Genomic DNA, 17104 nt, shown 5'->3' with positions numbered 1-17104 from the left:
GCCAGACGACGCGGCCCGTCTGGTTCTTGATCGTGGCGCGCGCGGCCTTATCGACCGACAGCGCCTGCCAGTGGATGTTGTGGGCGCGGCGCAGGGCGAAGTTCAGCAGCCCCGCACCGACCGTCCGGTTCGAGATCCGGTCGATCAGGATGAAGCCGCCCAGATCCTTGTTCTGGACATAGGGGGCGAAGGCGATGGGGGCGTCCAGCGACAGGTTGCAGACGCCGATTTCGTTCAGCTCCAGCCGCTTTGCGGGCTGCTGCTCCAGGGTGTTGACGTTCACCTTGTGCTTGGGCTCGGTGATGGTCGCCCCGACCAGTTTGGCGCCGATCTTCAGCAGATAGGGGCGACCGGGCAGCAGGGGCTCGTCGTCCATCCAGACCACGGTGGCCTCGAACTGATCGGCAGCCTCGGGCGGGGCGTCGGCGCTGGCCAGGACATCGCCACGCGAGACGTCGATCTCGTCGGTCAGGGTCAGGGTGATCGACTGACCGGCGACGGCCTGGGCCAGGTCGCCGTCCGCAGTGACGATGCGGGCGACGGTCGAGGTGCGGCCCGACGGCAGGATACGGACGGGATCGCCGGGGCGAACGGTTCCGGCTGCGATCTGGCCGGAGAAGCCGCGGAAATCGAGATTGGGCCGATTGACCCATTGCACCGGCAGACGGAACGGATCGGCCTGGAGGTCGTCGCCGACCTCCAGGGTTTCCAGCAGGCTCATCAAGGGCGGACCGGCGTACCAGGGCGAATGGATGCTGGCCTCAGTGATGTTGTCGCCGCGCAGTGCGGACATCGGAATGGCGTCGAAGGTCTTCAGCCCGATCTGGCCGGCGAAGGCGCGGAAGTCGGCGACGATGGCGTCGAACACATCTTGGGACCAGCCCATCAGGTCCATCTTGTTCACCGCCAGGATGACGTGGCGAATGCCCAGCAGGCTGACCAAATAGGCGTGGCGCCGCGTCTGGGTCAGGACGCCCCGGCGCGCGTCGATCAGGATGACGGCGGCGTCGGCGGTCGAGGCGCCGGTGACCATGTTGCGGGTGTATTGTTCGTGGCCGGGCGTGTCGGCGACGATGAATTTGCGCTTCTCGGTCGAGAAGAAGCGATAGGCCACGTCGATGGTGATGCCCTGTTCCCGCTCGGCGGCGAGGCCGTCCACCAGAAGGGCGAAGTCGATGTCGCCCCCTTGCGTGCCCACGCGGCGGCTGTCCGCCTCCAGCGCCGCCATCTGATCCTCTAAGATCATCTTGGAGTCGTAGAGCAGCCGCCCGATCAGGGTGGACTTGCCGTCGTCCACGCTACCGCAGGTGATGAAACGCAGCAGGCTCTTGTGCTGGTGGGCGTCCAGATAGGCGTCGATGTCGCGAGCGATCAGATCCGATTGGTGGGCCATCAGAAATAGCCCTCCTGCTTCTTCTTCTCCATCGAGGCGGACTGGTCGTGGTCGATCATCCGCCCCTGGCGTTCGGAGGTGGTGGTCAGCAGCATTTCCTGGATGACCTCAGGCAGGGTCGCGGCCGTGCTCTCGACCGCCCCGGTCAGGGGGTAGCAGCCCAGGGTGCGGAACCGGACCGACTTCATCTGCGGGGTCTCGCCGGGGCGCAGCCGGAACCGGTCGTCATCGACCATGATCAATGCGCCGTCGCGCTCGACCACCGGCCGCTCAGCGGCCAGATAAAGCGGCACGATGGGGATCTGCTCCAGGTGGATATATTGCCAGACGTCCAGCTCGGTCCAGTTGGAGATGGGGAAGACGCGGATGCTCTCGCCCGGCCGTTTGCGCGTGTTGTAGAGCCGCCAGAGCTCGGGCCGCTGGTTCTTGGGGTCCCAGCGGTGCTCGGCCGTGCGGAAGGAGAAGATCCGCTCCTTGGCCCGCGACTTCTCCTCATCGCGCCGGGCGCCGCCGAAGGCCGCATCGAAGCCGTGCAGCGACAGGGCCTGTTTCAGCCCCTCGGTCTTCCACAGATCGGTGTGCAGGGCCGAGCCGTGATCGAACGGATTGATCCCGCGCGCGACGGCATCGGGGTTCTGGTGGACCAGCAGTTCGACGCCCAGGTCGGCCGCCGCCTGTTCGCGCATCGCGTACATGGCGCGGAACTTCCACGTCGTATCCACGTGCAGCAGGGGGAAAGGCGGTTTGGACGGATAGAAGGCTTTCCGCGCCAGGTGCAGCATCACGGCCGAATCCTTGCCGATCGAATACAGCATGACCGGGCGCTCGGCCTCGGCCGCCACCTCGCGCATGATATGGATGGCCTCGGCCTCCAGGCGCTGAAGATGGGTCAGACGCGCGAGATGCGGCACGGGCGAGATCGGGGTTTCGGTCAGAATGGCGGCGTCCACCAGGTCAGGTCTCCATCGAACACCGACGTGAAACGCCAGTGTGCGACGGGTCGCAAGCGATTGATACTGCCACACACTGTGAGATTTTCGGACCCGGCGGTCGAGGGGCTAGGTCCGCCCTTGTGGAACCGGGCCGCGTGTGGCGACTTTATGGCGTCAAAATGGAGTCGCCATGACAACTGTCAAATCCCTGATCGCCGCCGTCGCCGCCTCGGCCGCGTTGGGCGCCTGCGTCACGGCCCCCTCGCCTGCCGAATATAGGGCGCCCCAGCCGACCAAGGCCATTGATGTGGAGCGTCTGTGGTCCGGACGCTGGCATGAGGTCGCCCGCCTGCCCGACCGGCTGACCGACGGCTGCGTCGCCGGGGCCTCGATTTACACCCCGGTCAAAGCGGACCGCATCCATGTCCGCGACACCTGTCAGGTGGGCTCGCCCGAGGGCAGGGAGAAGGCCATCGAAGGCGGTGGCCGCATTCTGGACCCCGGCATGAACGCCAAACTGCGGGTCCGGTACCTGCATGGGCTGGTGACCTGGGACTACTGGGTGCTGGACCGGGCAGATGACTACAGCTGGTTCATTTCGGCGGATCCGACGTTCGAGCGCTTGTTCATCTACACCCGCGAGGTTCCCAGCGAGGCCGAGGTACGCGCCTTGACGGATCGGGCGCGGGCCTTGGGTTACGACGTCAGTCGGCTGGAGTTTCCGGCCCTGCCCACGCAATAGGCCGACAGCAAAAGGCCCCGGCGAACGCCGGGGCCTTTTTCATAGGTTACGACCTCAGTTGACCGGCTCGACCGATACGGTCGGGGGCGGCTGGATCTGAACCGAGGCCGGGACCGACGCCGAAGGGCTGGCCTCCGTGTTCAGGGCCGCCGTGGCGGCGCTGTAAGGGCGCGGACCCGTCGGCTCGGCAGGCGGCGTATCGACACGCGACGCCGGACGTTCTGCGGGCGTCATCGACGGCGCCGCCCGTTGCGCCGCAGGCTCGGCGCGACGGGTGACCGGAGCAGGCTCGGCCTGGGGCGTCGGCTGGACAGGAACGGGCTGGGCGACCGGAGTCTCAACCGGCGTCAATGCGGTCGGCGCGGTCTGCATCTGCGGCGCCATTTGCGGCGCCGGGGTCGAAAGCGGCTGGGCCGGAGAGGCCGGTGCGGCCGACTCGCCGCCGCCGCCCATCATCAGGGCCGCCGCCGTGCCGATCACGGCCAGCGCGCCGATCGGGGCGATGATCATCCAGGTCTTGACGGGTTTGTTGCTCCGGCTGCGACGCTGGGCATAGCGCGGCACGAAGACCTCGTCGGCTGAACGCCCCGTCGCATCGACGGCGGCGGTGTTGGTGGTGGCGTCTGCATAAGTCATCGACATGATGTGTCCTCCATGAGATCGGGAGGAAAACACGCCGTTCTTCGAGGTCGTTCCGGCAAACAGCCAATGACCTTGAAGAAGCACGGATAAGGCCCCGTCTGGGGCGAAATCAGACCTTTTACGGGTCGGGAAAGATCGAATAAGGCGGAAAATGCGCGTTTCCGCTCTGGATTTCCCCGACGTCACCGAAACAAATGGGACACGGCCCCGTCTGATCGCGATGGTTTCCAAGGCGTTTCTTCGCCTCGCGGTTGACCGAACAGGCTCCCTTCGTTCATCACGAGCGCGGGTGGAACACGCAAAGACCGGAGTAACGGCGAGCATGGGTTTTGTAGCCAATATCCGCAGGGACGTGCGCTTCGCGCGCGGCCTGTTCCGTCTGCTCAAGCGTATCAAGCCGATCGAGCTGGATAGCGACATTCTGCTGTGCGACGACTTTGAAGAAGCCGTCGACAAGTTCGCCGACAATATCGCCGTCGAGGACGAGCGCCGCAGCCTGACCTATCGCGACCTGGACGCCATGGCCAACCGCTACGCCCACTGGGCCAAGGGTCGCGGCCTGAACCGGGGCGACACCATCGCCCTGATGATGACCAATCGCGTCGAATATCTGGCGGCCTGGATCGGTTTTTCCAAGGTCGGCATCGCCACCGCCCTGATCAACACCAATCTGACGGGTCAGGGCCTGGCCCACTGCCTGACCATCTCCAACGCCTTCCAGGTGGTGGCGGACGAGGATTGCTGGCGCCAGGTCGAGGCGACCCGCCCCCTGGTCGGCCACACCCTGATGCTGTGGGTCCTGGGTCTGGGCGACGAGGACGAATCCAGCGACCGGCGCGGCCTGGACAAGCCGGTGCGCGGCGCCTCCTCCGTACGGCCGTCCCGGTCGGTGCGCGAAGGCCTGACCAACCGCGACACGGCCCTGTATATCTACACCTCCGGCACCACCGGTCTGCCCAAGGCGGCCCGCATCCCGCATTCGCGCGCCCGGACCTATATGCGCGCCTTCGCCGGCGCCACGCGTTCGACGCCCAAGGACCGGATCTTCAACGTCCTGCCGCTGTATCATTCGACCGGCGGCCTGGTCGGCGTCGGCGCGGCCCTGCTGAACGGCGCGCGCCTGGTGATCCGCAAGCGGTTCTCGGCCAGCAGCTTCTGGCCCGACGTGGTGGCGTCCGGCGCGACCATGTTCGTCTATATCGGCGAACTGTGCCGTTATCTGGTGAACAGCACGCCCCAGGCCTATGAGCAGAAACACAAGCTGCGTCTGGCCTTCGGCAATGGACTGCGCGCCGACGTCTGGCCCGAGTTCCAGAGCCGGTTCAATATTCCCGAGGTGCTGGAGTTCTACGGCTCGACCGAGGGCAATGTCTCCCTGTTCAACTTCGACGGCAAACAGGGCGCCATCGGCCGTGTGCCCAGCTATCTGAAGAAGCAGATCAATATCCGCCTGGTCCAGTTCGACGTGGACAGCGAACAGCCGATCCGCGGTCCGGACGGCCTGTGCCGCCTGACCCGCGTCGGCGAGATCGGCGAGGCCATCGGCGAGATCGGCAACGACATACGCCACGACTTCTCGGGCTATGCCGACAAGGCCGCCTCGCAGAAGAAAATCCTGACCGACGTCTTCAAGAAGGGCGACCGCTGGTTCCGCACCGGCGACCTGATGAAGCAGGACGCCGAGGGGTATTTCTACTTCGTCGACCGGATGGGCGACACCTTCCGCTGGAAGGGCGAGAACGTCTCGACCTCCGAGGTCGAACAGGTGCTGATGGAAGGCCCCGGCGTGTCCGAGGCCATCGTCTATGGCGTGCCGGTGCCGGGCCAGGACGGCAAGGCCGGGATGGCCGCCCTGGTGACGGACGCCAAGTTCGACCCCAAGGCCTTCGCCGAACACGTCGAGGCCCGCCTGCCCGCCTACGCCCAGCCGGTCTTCGTGCGGTTGATCGAGGCCGCCGAGACGACCGGCACCTTCAAATACCGCAAGGCCGACCTGGTGGCGGATGGTTTCGATCCGGAAAAGACCGGAGCGGCCCTTTATGTGCGCGGCGGCAAGACCGGCTACCAGAAGCTGACGGCGGCGGCGCGGACGGCCATTCTGAACGGCGAAGGCCGGCTGTGATATTGTAAGACGGCGTTTCCCGAAACGCCGTCTTAATCAATAACGGTCATGACTTGACGCCTCTCGCGTCAGGATACCGCGTCTTCATGTTCCAGATCATCGGCATCGTACTGCTGTTCGGCCTCGTGTTCGGCAGCTACGCCATCTCGGGCGGCAAATTCGAGGTCATCCTGCACGCCGCGCCCCACGAGTTGATGGCGATCGGCGGCGCAGGCATCGCGGCCTTTCTGATCTCCAACTCCATGACGGTGGTCAAGGGATCGATGGCGGGCCTGGGCAAGACCTTCGCCGGGCCGAAGTGGAAGAAGCAGGACTACAAGGACCTGCTGTCCCTGCTGTTCCAACTGACCAAGACCATGAAATCCAAGGGCGTCGTGGCGCTGGAAAGCCATATCGAAAAGCCCAAGGAATCGACCATCTTCCAGAAGTACCCCAAGGTGCTGAAGGACCATTTCGCTGTCGACTTCATCTGCGACACCCTGCGGATGATGACGATGAACCTGGAGGATCCGCACCAGGTCGAGGATGCGATGGAGAAACAGCTCGAGAAGCATCACCACGAGCATCTCGACAACGCCCACGCCTTGCAGAACCTGGCCGACGCCCTGCCCGCCCTGGGCATCGTCGCCGCCGTGCTGGGCGTCATCAAGACCATGGGTTCGATCACCGAGCCGCCGGAAGTCCTGGGGGGCATGATCGGCGGCGCCCTGGTCGGCACCTTCATGGGCGTGTTCATGGCCTATGGGCTGGTCGGCCCGTTCGCCGCACGCCTGACCTCGATCATCAATGAGGAAGCGGCCTACTACAAGATGATCCAATCCGTGCTGATCGCCCACCTGCATGGCAACGCCGCCCAGATCTCGGTCGAGATCGGCCGCGGCGACATTCCCTCCGCCTCCCAGCCGTCCTTCGCCGAAATGGAAGAAGTGCTGAACAATATCGGCAACGACTAAGGTCGAGCGCGCCGGAACGTCCGGCCGCGCGACGAGTTTCAGACGCGGCATGACGCCGCCGTGATCGCGGCTTGCCCCGAGGTTCACGGCGGCGTTATCGTTTCCGGCGAGGCTTTCGGCCTCGCGAACAGCCTTCGGAGGATTGTCCCATGCGCATCACCGCCCTCATCGCCGCCTCGGCCGCCGCCCTGATCATCGCCGGGTGCCAGAAGGCGCCGGAAGAAAAGGCTCAGGAAGCCGCCAGCGACGCGGTCGAAGCGGCCGGAACCGCCGCCGACGCCGCCCTGACCGCCGACCAGGCCGCTGCAGAAGCCGCCGCCGCCGCCAATGAGGCCGCCCAGGACGCCGGCGCCGCCACCGCACCCGAAGCCACCCCTGCGGCGACCGATCCGGCGGCCGGGCAAGCCGCCGCCCCCGCGACCGACCACACCTCGGCCCAGGCCGCCGGCCACGACACCGGCCACTGAGTCTTCCCGCAATCCACGACAGGGCCGCTCCGCCGGGGCGGCCCTTTTTCGTATCGGCGACGGAGGTGCTAGAGCCGCGCCATGACGACCGACGACACCGCCCCGCACCTGACCTGGACCGATGACGACGAGCCCCGCTCCGGCCGGTTCGGCGACGTCTATTTCTCGCGCGACGACGGGCTGGCCGAGACCCGGGCCGTCTTCCTGGAAGGCTGCGGCCTGCCGGACGCCTGGGCCGGGCGACGCCATTTCACCGTGGCCGAGCTGGGGTTCGGCACCGGGCTGAACATCGCCGCCCTGCTGGACCTGTGGCGCCGGACCCGGCCGGATGGCGCGCGGTTGCACATCTTCTCCATCGAAGGGTTTCCCCTGACCGCCGACGAGGCCCGACGCGCCCTGGGCGCCTGGCCCGAACTGGCGGAGGCGGCCCAGGCCCTGACCGAGGCCTGGCCGGAGCGGACGCCGGGCTTCCACCGGGTCGATCTGCCAGGGTTCCACGCCGTGCTGGACGTCGCCGTCGGCGACGTCGCCTGGGCCCTGGATCAGTGGTCGGGGCCGGCTGACGCCTGGTTCCTGGACGGCTTCTCGCCCGCCCTGAACCCCGGCATGTGGTCCGAGGCGGTGATGGACCGGATCGCCGCCCGTTCGGCCCCCGGCGCCCGGGTCGCCACCTTCACCGTCGCCGGCGCGGTTCGGCGCGGCCTGTCTGAACGCGGCTTTGTCGTCGAGAAGAAACCCGGCCACGGTCGCAAGCGGGAACGGCTGGAGGCGCGGCGGGACGGCGCCCCTGCGCCCGACCGGACTCCGCGCGTCGCCATCGTCGGCGCCGGGGTCGCCGGGGCCGCCGTGGCCCGCGCCCTGGTCGCGTCCGGGATCATGCCCGTGGTGATCGAGGGCGAGCGGCCCGGCGCGGGCGGATCGGGCTTTCCGGCCGGTCTGGCGACGCCGCGCCTCGACGCCGGGGACGCGGCCATAGCCGGCCTGTACGCCCAGGCGCTGGAGCGGGCGCGGCATCTGTATGACGCCACGCCGGGGGCTGTGCTGGGCCAGGGCGTCCTGCAACTGCCCCAGGCGGCGCGCGATCCGGCGCGCTTCGCCAAGATCGCCGCCCAGCCCCTGTGGCGCGAGGGCGCCATGACGGTCATCGACGCCGAGGCCGCGACGGAACGGCTGGGCGAGCCGACCACCGAGGGCGGGCTGATGATGGCCGACGCCCGCGTGATCCAGCCCGCCGCCATCCTGTCGGCCTGGCTGAAGGACGCGACCATGATCGCCGCGACCGTGGCCCGGATCGAGCGCGACGACGCCGGCTGGACCCTGAGTGACGCCGAGGGCCGGATTCTGGCCCAGGCGGACGCGGTCGTGGTGACGGCCGGCTGGGGAACGGCCGGATTGCTGGCGGACGCCGGCCTGTCGCCCGTCCGGGGCCAGGCCGACTGGGTCGAGGGCCCGGCGATCCCGGGCGTGGCCTGGGGCGGCTATGTCGCGCCGACGGGGACCGGCTTTCTGTTCGGGGCCACCCATGACCGCGACGACGTCAGCCTGGAGCCGCGCGACGCTGACAGCGCCCGGAACCTGGACACGCTGCGCGGCCGCCTGCCGCATCGGGCCGCCCAGGCGGAGAGCGGAGCCCGCCATCGTCGGGTCGCCGTCCGGGCCACGACACGCGACCGGCTGCCGCTGGCGGGGCATCGGGGGGACGGGCTTTATCTGCTGTCGGGCCTGGGTTCGCGCGGTTTCTGCGTCGCGCCCCTGCTGGGCGAACATGTCGCCGCCCTGGTCGCCGGTACGCCGTCACCGCTTCCTGCAACGCTTTTTGGACGGATCGATCCTGACCGTCTGGGGCCGGCTTGATCCCTCTTCAGGCTGTGTTCATGTGCGGCGTCCCTCCCTGTTCCTGACCCCGCAATGGAGACTTCGATGCGTATCCTGCTGACCTCCGCGCTCGCCGCCTCGACGGTGGCGGCCCTGGGCCTTTCCGCCTGCGCGCCCGCCGCCACCACGGCCGTCGCCGCCGCCGCAGATGGTGAAAAGACCACCGCCCGCTGCTTCCACACCGACAATGTCCGCAACTTCCGTACGGATCGCCAATCCGACCTCTACATCCGGTCGCTGCGCGACGATGTGTTCCAGATCAACACCAGCGGCGGCTGCTGGGATCTGGATTCGGCCCTGTCCATCGCTGTGACGCCGACCCTCGGCGGATCCGCCAGCGTCTGCGTCGGCGATCCGGTCCAGATCCTCGTGCCGAACGCCGATCCGAGCCGCCGCACCTGCCGGGCCTTCGTCACAAAGTCGCTGACCGCAGAAGAGGTGGCCGCCCTGCCGGATCGCGCCAGACCCTGATCCTCTCCGCTCGCAGGGCGGCTTGAAATCCGGCGATCACGGGTATCAAATCCTCTCCTTCATGGGAGGAAGACATGCGCGGAATCGCCAAACTGACCTTTGCCACACTGACCGTTGTCGGCGTCGCGGCCCTGACGGCGGCGGCGCCGGCTGCAGCCGAGACCTGGACCCGGTTCTCGGCCAGCGACCGGACCGTCTACATGATCGATCAGGACACGCTGACGCCGGTCGATGGCGTCGCCACGGCCCGCTTCGCCCGCGTTCCCGCACAGGGCGACGCGACCGATCAAAGCCATGAGGTCGAAGAGGTGGCGGTCCGCTGCTCGGACGGCCAGTCCCGCACCATCACCACCATCATCCACGGCCCGGACGGCGCGGAAGTGGAACGGATCGCTGAAGACGCCCCCTGGGACGCCACCCCCTCGGGCGGCGTATACGGCGGCGTCAAGTCCTTCGCCTGCGACGACATGCGCCCCCAGGGCCAACCTTGGCCGACCATAGCCGCCTTCATCGCGGGCGGACGCGGGAGCTAGGCGCGTCCTTGAAGCGGATGCGGGTCGCCGCCTTCTGAAACCCTGCGCCTGAAGTCATGCAGCCAACCGCTTGACCGCCTAGATGCAGAGAGATCCGCGCTGGATGGCGACGATGACGGCGCGCGTCCGGTCCGTGACGTCCAGTTTCGAGAAGATCCGCTTCATGTCCGCCTTCACCGTATCCACGGAGACGTTCAGGCGACGCGCGATCTCCTTGTTTGCACGCCCTTCGGAGATGTCCTTCAGAATGGCGATCTCTCGCTCGGTCAGGCGGTCGCCGGCGTCGACCGCCAGCCGAACGCCTATGGCCCGCGCCCGCTCGGCGACGAGGCGCTGGCGAAGGTATTCGTTCATTATGCAATGAATGACCTATGCAGGCCGACGAGGCTTCTGCCATGATCGTCCAAAGGCCGGATGAGAAACAGGCCGAGGGTCAGGGCGGGATGGAACGAATGGATCAGATCAGAATGGACGAGGCGCAGCCGCTTGTTCACGCGCCTGCGGGATTGCTGAGGGGGCGGCGCGAGGGCGAAGCCAGGGTGTGGCGCGGGGCGCCCTATGCGGCTCCTCCGGTCGGTCATCTCCGCTGGCGTCCGCCGCAGCCGCACCCCGGCTGGCAGGGCGAGCGTGACGCAGGTCAGTTCGGGTCCCCCGGACCACAGGCCGGTCCATCCGATGTCGCCGACATTGTCTCGATCGGGGGCGCGCCTGAACCGACGTCCGAAGACTGCCTGACGCTGAACATCTGGGCTCCGACGGAGGTCGGGAGCGGGGCGCCCGTCATGGTCTGGTTGCACGGCGGCTCCAACCGCATGGGCGCGGGGTCTCTGCCCTTCTACGACGGGCAAGCCTTTGCCCGGGACGGCGTGATCCTGGTCACCGTCAACTACCGGCTGGGCCATTTCGGCTTCTTCGCCCACCCTGCCCTGACGCGGGAAGCTCCGAACGACCAGCCCCTCGGCGCTCCGGGCCTGCTGGATCAGATTACGGCTTTGGAATGGGTCCGTGACAACATCGCGGCCTTCGGGGGCGACCCGGCCAATGTCACCCTGTTTGGGGAATCGGCAGGCGGACTGGATATCCTGGCCCTGATGACGGCGCCCCGCGCGAGGGGGCTGTTCCAGAAGGCGATCGTCCAGTCCGGCGGGGGCTGGCTGCCGGCGACGCCGCTGAAGACGGCCGAGGCCCGGGGCGTGGCGGCCATGACCGCCCTAGGTGTGGCAGGGACGGACGCCGCCGAACTACGCGCTGTGCCCGCAGACCGTCTTGCCGGGGTCGAGGGCGGTTTCGGACCGGTCATCGACGGTCGCCTGCTGGTGCGCGACCCGATCAGCGCCTTCGCTCGCGGAGACTTTGCCGACATCCCGCTGATGATCGGGGTCAACAGCGGCGAGGATTCACTGCTGAATTATGGCGACGGCGTGAAGCGGTTCCGGTCGATGATCAAGCCCAACGCGGCGCTCGCACGGCTGTACCCCGAGGCTGCGGGCGATGAGGACCAGCTTGTCCGCCTGGGCTTCCGGGACTTCGGATTCGCCGGCCCCGCGCGCTGGATCGCGGGCCGGCCTCGCCGGTCCAGAGCGTGGCTCTATGCCTTCGACTATGTGGAGGAGGCGCGCCGCGAAACCATGAACCGCGCGGCCCACGGCGCCGAGATCTTTCATGTCTTCGAGACGCTGGATCATCGGCCGGACGGCGCCCCGCCGGCGACCGCTGCGGATCGCGCTGTCGCTGCGGGAATTCACGCGCGTTGGATTGCGTTTGCCCGGGACGGAAGCCCTGGGACGGACTGGCCCGCCTATGATCGGACGCAGGATGCGTGGCGCGTCTTCAATGCGACGCCGGGCGGCTCTATGCGGTCTGGCTGGTGGAAGGCGTCTCTGGACCACCACGAACGCAAGGCTCGCCTTCTCATCCTTATGTTACGGGCTCGGGATCGCCTGCGAAGGCTTCTTTCGGGTAGGGGTACCCGATGACAGCCAGCGTCGGCCGCCCCCGCCCCCCGATCAAGTCCAAGGCGCAAAGGCGCGAGGAGGCGATGAACCGCATCCTTGATGCGGCCGAAGCCCTGTTTGCGCGGGACGGCCTGCACGGCGTCACCCTGAAGGCGGTCGCCGCAGAAGCCGGCGTGGATACGGCCCTGGTCCACTATTATTTCGAGGACAAGACACGGCTCTTCAGCGCCACATTCGGCCGCCGCGCCGAGGTCGTGAACCAGATGCGTCTGGACAGTCTGAACCGCTACGAGGCGGAACAGGGCGAGGCGATGACCGTGCGTGGGGTCCTCGAATCCTTCCTCAAGCCGATGTTCCTCCTGCTGGAAGAGGGCGACCCCGCCTGGCTGAACTATGCGGCCCTGGTGGCGCAGGTGAACAACACCCCTGTCTGGGGCGGCGACACCATGCACCAACACTTCGACCCCGTGGTTCGGCGCTTCATCGCCCTGCTCCGGCGCATCGCGCCGGAGGCGCCGGAGCGCCAGCTCTTCTGGTTCTACCATCTGCTCTCCGGAGCCCTGACGCTCTCCCTCGCCCAGACCGGACGGATCGACGTGCTGTCGGGTGGTCAGTGCCGATCTTCGGAGATGCTCGCCATCTGCGAGGCGATGGAAGTCGTCTTCACCGGGGGCTTTGAAGCCCTGCGGCGGTCCGGCGTTGGGGAACACGACAGTGGCGCTTGAGGCGTGATGGCCAACATCGGGACCTGGTTTGCCCGGCATGGAGCCGAGATCGTCGCCTGGAGACGAGACCTCCACGCCCACCCTGAACTGGCCTTCGAGGAGCACAGAACCTCGGCTTTCGTCGCCGAGCGCCTGCGCGACTGGGGGCTGGAGGTTCACACCGGGATCGCCGGGACCGGGGTTGTCGGAGTCCTGCGTGGAACGGGCCGGCCGGACGCGCCCGCTCTGGGCCTGCGGGCGGACATGGACGCCCTGCCGATCGAGGAGGCGACCGGGGCCAGCCACCGCTCGCGGAGTCCCGGCGTGATGCACGCCTGCGGCCATGACGGCCACACCGCCATGCTTTTGGGGGCAGCGCGCAGGATCGTCGATCTGGTCCAGGAGCGCGGCCGGTTCGCCGGCGACGTCGTCTTCATCTTCCAGCCCGCCGAAGAGAATGAAGGCGGCGGCCAGCGTATGGTCGAGGAAGGCCTGTTCGAACGGTTCCCGGTTCGCCAGGTTTTCGCCCTGCACAATCTTCCGGGGCTGGAGCTGGGCCGGTTCGTGACGCGGCCCGGCGCCATGCTGGCGGGCTTTGACACCTTCGACATCCGGATCGAGGCCGAGGGCGGACATGCGGCCAATCCCGCCGATGGCGGCGACGCCGTGGTCGCGGCGGCGGCCCTGATCATGGGGTTTCAGACCATCGTTCCGCGCCAGACGCCGGCGAGTTCGGCCGCGCTTCTGGCTGTGACGATGATTTCAGGCGGCACGGCGCACAACATCCTGCCGGACGCGGTGACGCTGGGCGGGTCCTTACGCTGGTTTGAACGCCCGGTGATCGAGGAGATCCGGCGCCGGATGGAGGCCCATCGTCAGGGGGTCGCCACAGCCTATGGCGTGCGGATCACCATGGCCTATCGCGAGCGGTATCCCGCGCTGGTGAATGATATCGCCGCGATGGAGCTCGCCGCCCGCGCCGCCCGGCGCGCCGTGGGAGATGAGCGCGTCGCGACGGACATCGCGCCCGTCATGGGGTCCGAGGATTTCGCCTTCATGCTGGAACATGCGCCGGGGGCCTACCTGGGCTTCGGAAACGGCCCGGGCGAGGGCGGATGCCTGCTCCACAATCCCCGATACGATTTCAATGACGGCGCCCTGGAGTCAGGCGTCGCCTTCTGGACCGCCCTGGTCGAGACCTTCTTTGAGGAGGCGCAACCGGCCGAAAGGCCCGAGCCGCAGCGGTGAAGAGGCCGCGCCGGTCAGCGGCGCGTGACCCTCACGACCAGAGTTTCGTCGTCCGCGACGATACAGACGATCTGGGCGTCGTTTCGAACCACCTGTCCGCCGCTCACGGTAAGATCATGACCGTTCGGGTACTGGACTGACGGCACATAGATTTCCGTTGGGCCTGTCGCGGTCCCGCGCACCTCGATCTTGGCTTCGAACACGCCGCTGTCGCGATCGAAACGCTGCCGAACCAGTCGCCCCTGGGCGGCCCGGACAAACGGGCGGCAGAAGCCTTCCACCGCGCGTCCGCCGCCGTCCGGGTCACCGGGCGTCGTCGCCTGATCCGCCGACCAGATCGAGAGGTCCTCCTGGTTCCAGCCGTCGCCGATCATCGGATCGTTGCGATTGGACGCCGTATAGTTCCACTGGGTCGAGGATAGGCCCAGCTGGTCGATCGCATTGTACATCATGTCCAGGGCCAGGGTGTGCGACTCCCAGAGCTGGGGGCCACGTTCCCCTTCGGCCCAGCGCCGGTAGGCCTGCGCCTCGTTCATGTCTAATGGAATGCCGCATTCCCCGAGCAAGGTCGGCGCCTCGCCTTCGAGACGGTCCCCCGCGGCCCGAATACGGCTCATCTCGGCGACGTAGTTCCGTTCGATCGCAGCGCGCGTGTCGCGCGGCTCGCCGGTGAGCACGTGCTTGCCCTTTAGGTCGAACGTCTTGGTCACCAAGGTGGTCAGATCATACCAGTGGCTGGCGTTGACTGTATTGGGCGGACATCCGTCGGGGAAGCCATGGCCCATGAAGGCTTCGAACGGGTCCACCTCCGCGAACAGCAGCCAATCCGGACGAAGCGCGCGCACGGTCCCGGCGACACGGTGGAAGAAGGGCGCCATACAGTCCCGGCCCACATCAATGGGCTGGCCGAACCTAAGTTTGAAATGGTCCTCCTTCAGCGCGACGGCCTGCCCCTCGCGAATGTCCCAGACACCGGCGGCGCGGAACGGATCCTCGCGTCCAGGCAACCAGACGGAGACCCCGTCGGTGTTTAGGCGGGTCTCGCCGCAGATCCCCTGACCGGGAGCCACGACCGGCAGGGTGCGGGTGAGACCCGACAGAAGGGCCAGACCGTCGAGCGCCGACCAGATCGGCCCCCGGTAGCGGACGATGGGATCCGACAAACCCTTGCCGATATAGCCGGCTCCCGGCTCGTTCAGGGTGTCGAAGCCCAGGACATGATCCATGTCGACCAGCCTCGCGGCCAGGGCTTGCATGGCTCCGAGATAGTGATCCTGGAACAGGTCCTGCAGATGCACGCCTGCGACCTTCGCGTCGGGGGCCAGGTCCCGCCCTGCGAAGAACAGGGTCCACATCACGCCATTGGCAGGCCGGGCGTAGTTCCCGCTCCAGCTCATGACCGGGTAGCTGTCCTGGCGTCCGCCGAGCAACGGATCATAGGCGTGCTGCATGACATGGGCCGCGCCGGAAGCATGGAAGCGGGTGAAATCGAGGCCCGCAGCCTCGAAGGTCCAGCCGGGCGCGCCGTCGCCGCCGGACATGCGCGCCCAGGCGTCCTGGTGGAAATCGACGAGGACATAGAGGCCGTGGGCGCCGGCGCGACGACAGACCTCGGCATAGTAGTCGAGATAGGCCTCATCATACATTCCGGGGCCCGCGTGCTCGACCGCCTCCCAGGTCGTCAGCAGCCGCAGGCAGTTGAAGCCCCAGCGCCGCATTCTCGCGAAATGGCTGTCGATCTCGGCCAGAGGGGCCGGCCGTCCGATGAAACTGACTGTCCTGTGGTCCGCAAAGTCCGTCGGCAGATAGGTCGGCTGGGCCGGGCTGAACGGGACCTTGCTGTCGCCGCCAAAGTTGACGCCGCGAAGCATCAGATCGCGCCCCTGTTCATCCCGGAAAGCGCGCTCTCTGAAGCTTACTCGGGTTAGGGGCGCCCTCGCCTCGTCATCACGTTCAGACATGTGTTTCAGCCACTGAGGAAGAGAAAAGCGCCGGGGCGAGCCCGGCAGGGGGATATCCGGTAGCTGGACGCTATCCGACGCAGGCCACAGCCGTGGATCAGGCGCTGGTCCTGAACGCGACGGGCTCAGGCGCAACAGAATCGGGCGCAACAGGCTCGGACGCGACGGCCTCGGGCGCGTTGACCATGGCCAGCCAGTAGCCGATCAGCGAGATCACTCCGGTCACCGCGCCCAGCCAGGCGAGGGCCTGGCCCAGGCCCGACGGCCCCGGCAGGAGGGTGGTCATTCCGGCGATGACCGGCGGGACCACCAGCCCGGCCACGAGCGTGCCAATGATCTTCAGGGCGGCCAGGCTGGTGGCGCGCTCCTCATTGGGGATGAGCACCGCGATGGCGGCGGCGTTGACCAGATTGACGATGGTCCCCCCCACCAGCAGGACGAACAGGACCAGGGCGAAACCCTCGACCGTCGGCATGACCGGGTACAGGCTGGCCGGTATGCTGATGGCGGTGGCGATCAGGGCCGGCAGCAGAATACCGCCGCGCATCCTGAGCTTCTGGCCGGCGTCGGCCGTATACCCTCCGATCAGGGACCCGAGGATTCCCGCTCCCAGGATGACCAGCCCGATCCAGGTTCCGAACTCGGCGGGCCCCAGCCCGTACTGGCGGATCAGGACCGAGCCGACCCAAAGCGCGGCTGCGCCCTCAGCGAGCGATCCGGAAAACTGGCCCACGAACAACGGCCCGAGAAACCGGCGGCGTTTCCAGAAGGCGCGAAGCGTCGGCCCCAGCGCCGTGCTCGTCTGTTCGACCTCGTGCCGCGCCGGTTCCTTTATCAGGAACAGGGGCAGGACCAGCAGGGCGGCGCCTACGCCGACCAACAGGTGGCTCTCGCGCCAGGGGGCGAGGCCCAGCAGGCCGGCCCCGGGATTAGCAGAGAGATAGCCGAACAGCGCCCCGCCGAGGGCAAAGGCGGCGGCGGCCCCGGCCCAGGCCCCGATCGAGACCAGCAGCATCGACCGCCCCCGGCGCTCGGGCATGCAGACGTCGGCGAGGAGGGAGACGACAACAGGAAAGACGGTGCCGGCGCCGATGCCGGCGACCAGC

At 67.6% G+C, this 17104-nt stretch carries 16 protein-coding genes; 10 read left to right on the top strand and 6 right to left on the bottom strand.

The genetic code is table 11. The annotated features are described in order from the left end of the window. The coding region (gene cysN, locus Q7J26_RS02775) for a sulfate adenylyltransferase subunit CysN (protein WP_304934990.1) at nt 1–1393 on the bottom strand (1393 nt) is incomplete at its 3' end. Next, the gene (gene cysD / locus Q7J26_RS02770) at nt 1393–2346 is read right to left on the bottom strand and encodes a sulfate adenylyltransferase subunit CysD (protein ID WP_370651899.1); all 954 of its coding nucleotides are present in this window, start codon (nt 2344–2346) and stop codon (nt 1393–1395) included. The genes cysN and cysD, both read right to left, overlap by 1 nt. A gap of 169 nt (nt 2347–2515) precedes the next feature. On the opposite strand from cysD, the gene Q7J26_RS02765 reads away from it, so the two are divergent. Beyond that, complete coding sequence (locus tag Q7J26_RS02765) at nt 2516–3067, top strand: lipocalin family protein (protein WP_304934989.1); 552 nt, start codon at nt 2516–2518, stop codon at nt 3065–3067. 54 nt (nt 3068–3121) lie between these two features. Here the strand turns inward: Q7J26_RS02765 and Q7J26_RS02760 are convergent, their stop codons facing one another. Continuing rightward, nucleotides 3122–3709, bottom strand: coding sequence for a hypothetical protein (locus Q7J26_RS02760; protein WP_304934988.1), 588 nt, complete (start codon nt 3707–3709; stop codon nt 3122–3124). Nucleotides 3710–3860: 151 nt separating this feature from the next. Here Q7J26_RS02760 and Q7J26_RS02755 point away from each other — a divergent pair, with 151 nt between their 5' ends. From Q7J26_RS02755 to Q7J26_RS02730, 6 genes are all read left to right on the top strand, one after another. Further along, on the top strand, nt 3861–5831 hold the full coding sequence (locus Q7J26_RS02755) for a long-chain-acyl-CoA synthetase (RefSeq protein WP_370651898.1): 1971 nt from the start codon (nt 3861–3863) through the stop codon (nt 5829–5831). 86 nt (nt 5832–5917) lie between these two features. Then, nucleotides 5918–6784 carry a flagellar motor stator protein MotA gene (motA, locus tag Q7J26_RS02750; protein WP_304934987.1) on the top strand — a complete coding sequence of 289 codons (867 nt, stop codon included), beginning with the start codon at nt 5918–5920 and terminating at the stop codon, nt 6782–6784. A gap of 149 nt (nt 6785–6933) precedes the next feature. Continuing rightward, entirely contained in the window at nt 6934–7251 is a 318-nt protein-coding gene (locus tag Q7J26_RS02745; RefSeq protein ID WP_304934986.1) for a hypothetical protein, read from the top strand. Between the two features lie 81 nt (nt 7252–7332). Then, nucleotides 7333–9105 (top strand): FAD-dependent 5-carboxymethylaminomethyl-2-thiouridine(34) oxidoreductase MnmC, encoded by a 1773-nt coding sequence (mnmC, locus tag Q7J26_RS02740; RefSeq protein ID WP_304934985.1) that lies wholly within the window; start codon nt 7333–7335, stop codon nt 9103–9105. A gap of 66 nt (nt 9106–9171) precedes the next feature. Further along, nucleotides 9172–9597: a DUF6491 family protein gene (locus Q7J26_RS02735; protein ID WP_304934984.1), complete on the top strand. Its 426-nt coding sequence runs from the start codon at nt 9172–9174 to the stop codon at nt 9595–9597. Between the two features lie 74 nt (nt 9598–9671). Next, a complete protein-coding gene (locus tag Q7J26_RS02730; protein ID WP_304934983.1) occupies nt 9672–10130 on the top strand; it encodes a hypothetical protein in 459 nt (152 codons plus the stop codon). Nucleotides 10131–10208: 78 nt separating this feature from the next. Here Q7J26_RS02730 and Q7J26_RS02725 read toward each other — a convergent pair whose 3' ends face one another. Further along, nucleotides 10209–10484 (bottom strand): response regulator transcription factor, encoded by a 276-nt coding sequence (locus Q7J26_RS02725; RefSeq protein WP_304934982.1) that lies wholly within the window; start codon nt 10482–10484, stop codon nt 10209–10211. 98 nt (nt 10485–10582) lie between these two features. Between Q7J26_RS02725 and Q7J26_RS02720 the strand changes: the two genes are divergently transcribed. From Q7J26_RS02720 to Q7J26_RS02710, 3 genes are read left to right on the top strand one after another with little or no spacing between them, the layout of a single operon-like run. Then, entirely contained in the window at nt 10583–12106 is a 1524-nt protein-coding gene (locus tag Q7J26_RS02720; protein ID WP_304934981.1) for a carboxylesterase/lipase family protein, read from the top strand. After that, nucleotides 12103–12810, top strand: coding sequence for a TetR/AcrR family transcriptional regulator (locus tag Q7J26_RS02715; RefSeq protein ID WP_304934980.1), 708 nt, complete (start codon nt 12103–12105; stop codon nt 12808–12810). The genes Q7J26_RS02720 and Q7J26_RS02715 overlap by 4 nt, the downstream gene beginning before the upstream one ends. A gap of 6 nt (nt 12811–12816) precedes the next feature. Then, entirely contained in the window at nt 12817–14037 is a 1221-nt protein-coding gene (locus Q7J26_RS02710; protein WP_304934979.1) for an amidohydrolase, read from the top strand. A 14-nt stretch (nt 14038–14051) separates the two neighbouring features. Here the strand turns inward: Q7J26_RS02710 and Q7J26_RS02705 are convergent, their stop codons facing one another. Next, nucleotides 14052–15908, bottom strand: a complete 1857-nt coding sequence (locus Q7J26_RS02705; RefSeq protein WP_304934978.1) for a cellulase family glycosylhydrolase — start codon at nt 15906–15908, stop codon at nt 14052–14054. 187 nt (nt 15909–16095) lie between these two features. After that, nucleotides 16096–17104, bottom strand: a 1009-nt coding sequence (locus Q7J26_RS02700; RefSeq protein ID WP_304934977.1) for an MFS transporter, incomplete at its 5' end; no start/stop codon positions are given.

Origin of the sequence: Brevundimonas sp., from assembly GCF_030656255.1 — a bacterium.
Lineage (GTDB): Bacteria > Pseudomonadota > Alphaproteobacteria > Caulobacterales > Caulobacteraceae > Brevundimonas.
This window is presented reverse-complemented; position numbering and strand designations above follow the sequence as displayed.

Bases quoted from the DNA above. Each gene is read 5' to 3' on its own strand.
- Q7J26_RS02720 (WP_304934981.1), top strand. From the start codon at position 10,583: ATGGATCAGATCAGAATGGACGAGGCGCAGCCGCTTGTTCACGCGCCT.
- Q7J26_RS02715 (WP_304934980.1), top strand. From the start codon at position 12,103: ATGACAGCCAGCGTCGGCCGCCCCCGCCCCCCGATCAAGTCCAAGGCG.
- Q7J26_RS02745 (WP_304934986.1), top strand. From the start codon at position 6,934: ATGCGCATCACCGCCCTCATCGCCGCCTCGGCCGCCGCCCTGATCATC.
- Q7J26_RS02710 (WP_304934979.1), top strand. From the start codon at position 12,817: ATGGCCAACATCGGGACCTGGTTTGCCCGGCATGGAGCCGAGATCGTC.
- Q7J26_RS02725 (WP_304934982.1), bottom strand. From the start codon at position 10,484: ATGAACGAATACCTTCGCCAGCGCCTCGTCGCCGAGCGGGCGCGGGCC.
- motA (WP_304934987.1), top strand. From the start codon at position 5,918: ATGTTCCAGATCATCGGCATCGTACTGCTGTTCGGCCTCGTGTTCGGC.
- Q7J26_RS02705 (WP_304934978.1), bottom strand. From the start codon at position 15,908: ATGCTTCGCGGCGTCAACTTTGGCGGCGACAGCAAGGTCCCGTTCAGC.
- Q7J26_RS02765 (WP_304934989.1), top strand. From the start codon at position 2,516: ATGACAACTGTCAAATCCCTGATCGCCGCCGTCGCCGCCTCGGCCGCG.
- Q7J26_RS02735 (WP_304934984.1), top strand. From the start codon at position 9,172: ATGCGTATCCTGCTGACCTCCGCGCTCGCCGCCTCGACGGTGGCGGCC.
- Q7J26_RS02755 (WP_370651898.1), top strand. From the start codon at position 3,861: ATGCGCGTTTCCGCTCTGGATTTCCCCGACGTCACCGAAACAAATGGG.
- mnmC (WP_304934985.1), top strand. From the start codon at position 7,333: ATGACGACCGACGACACCGCCCCGCACCTGACCTGGACCGATGACGAC.
- Q7J26_RS02760 (WP_304934988.1), bottom strand. From the start codon at position 3,709: ATGTCGATGACTTATGCAGACGCCACCACCAACACCGCCGCCGTCGAT.
- Q7J26_RS02730 (WP_304934983.1), top strand. From the start codon at position 9,672: ATGCGCGGAATCGCCAAACTGACCTTTGCCACACTGACCGTTGTCGGC.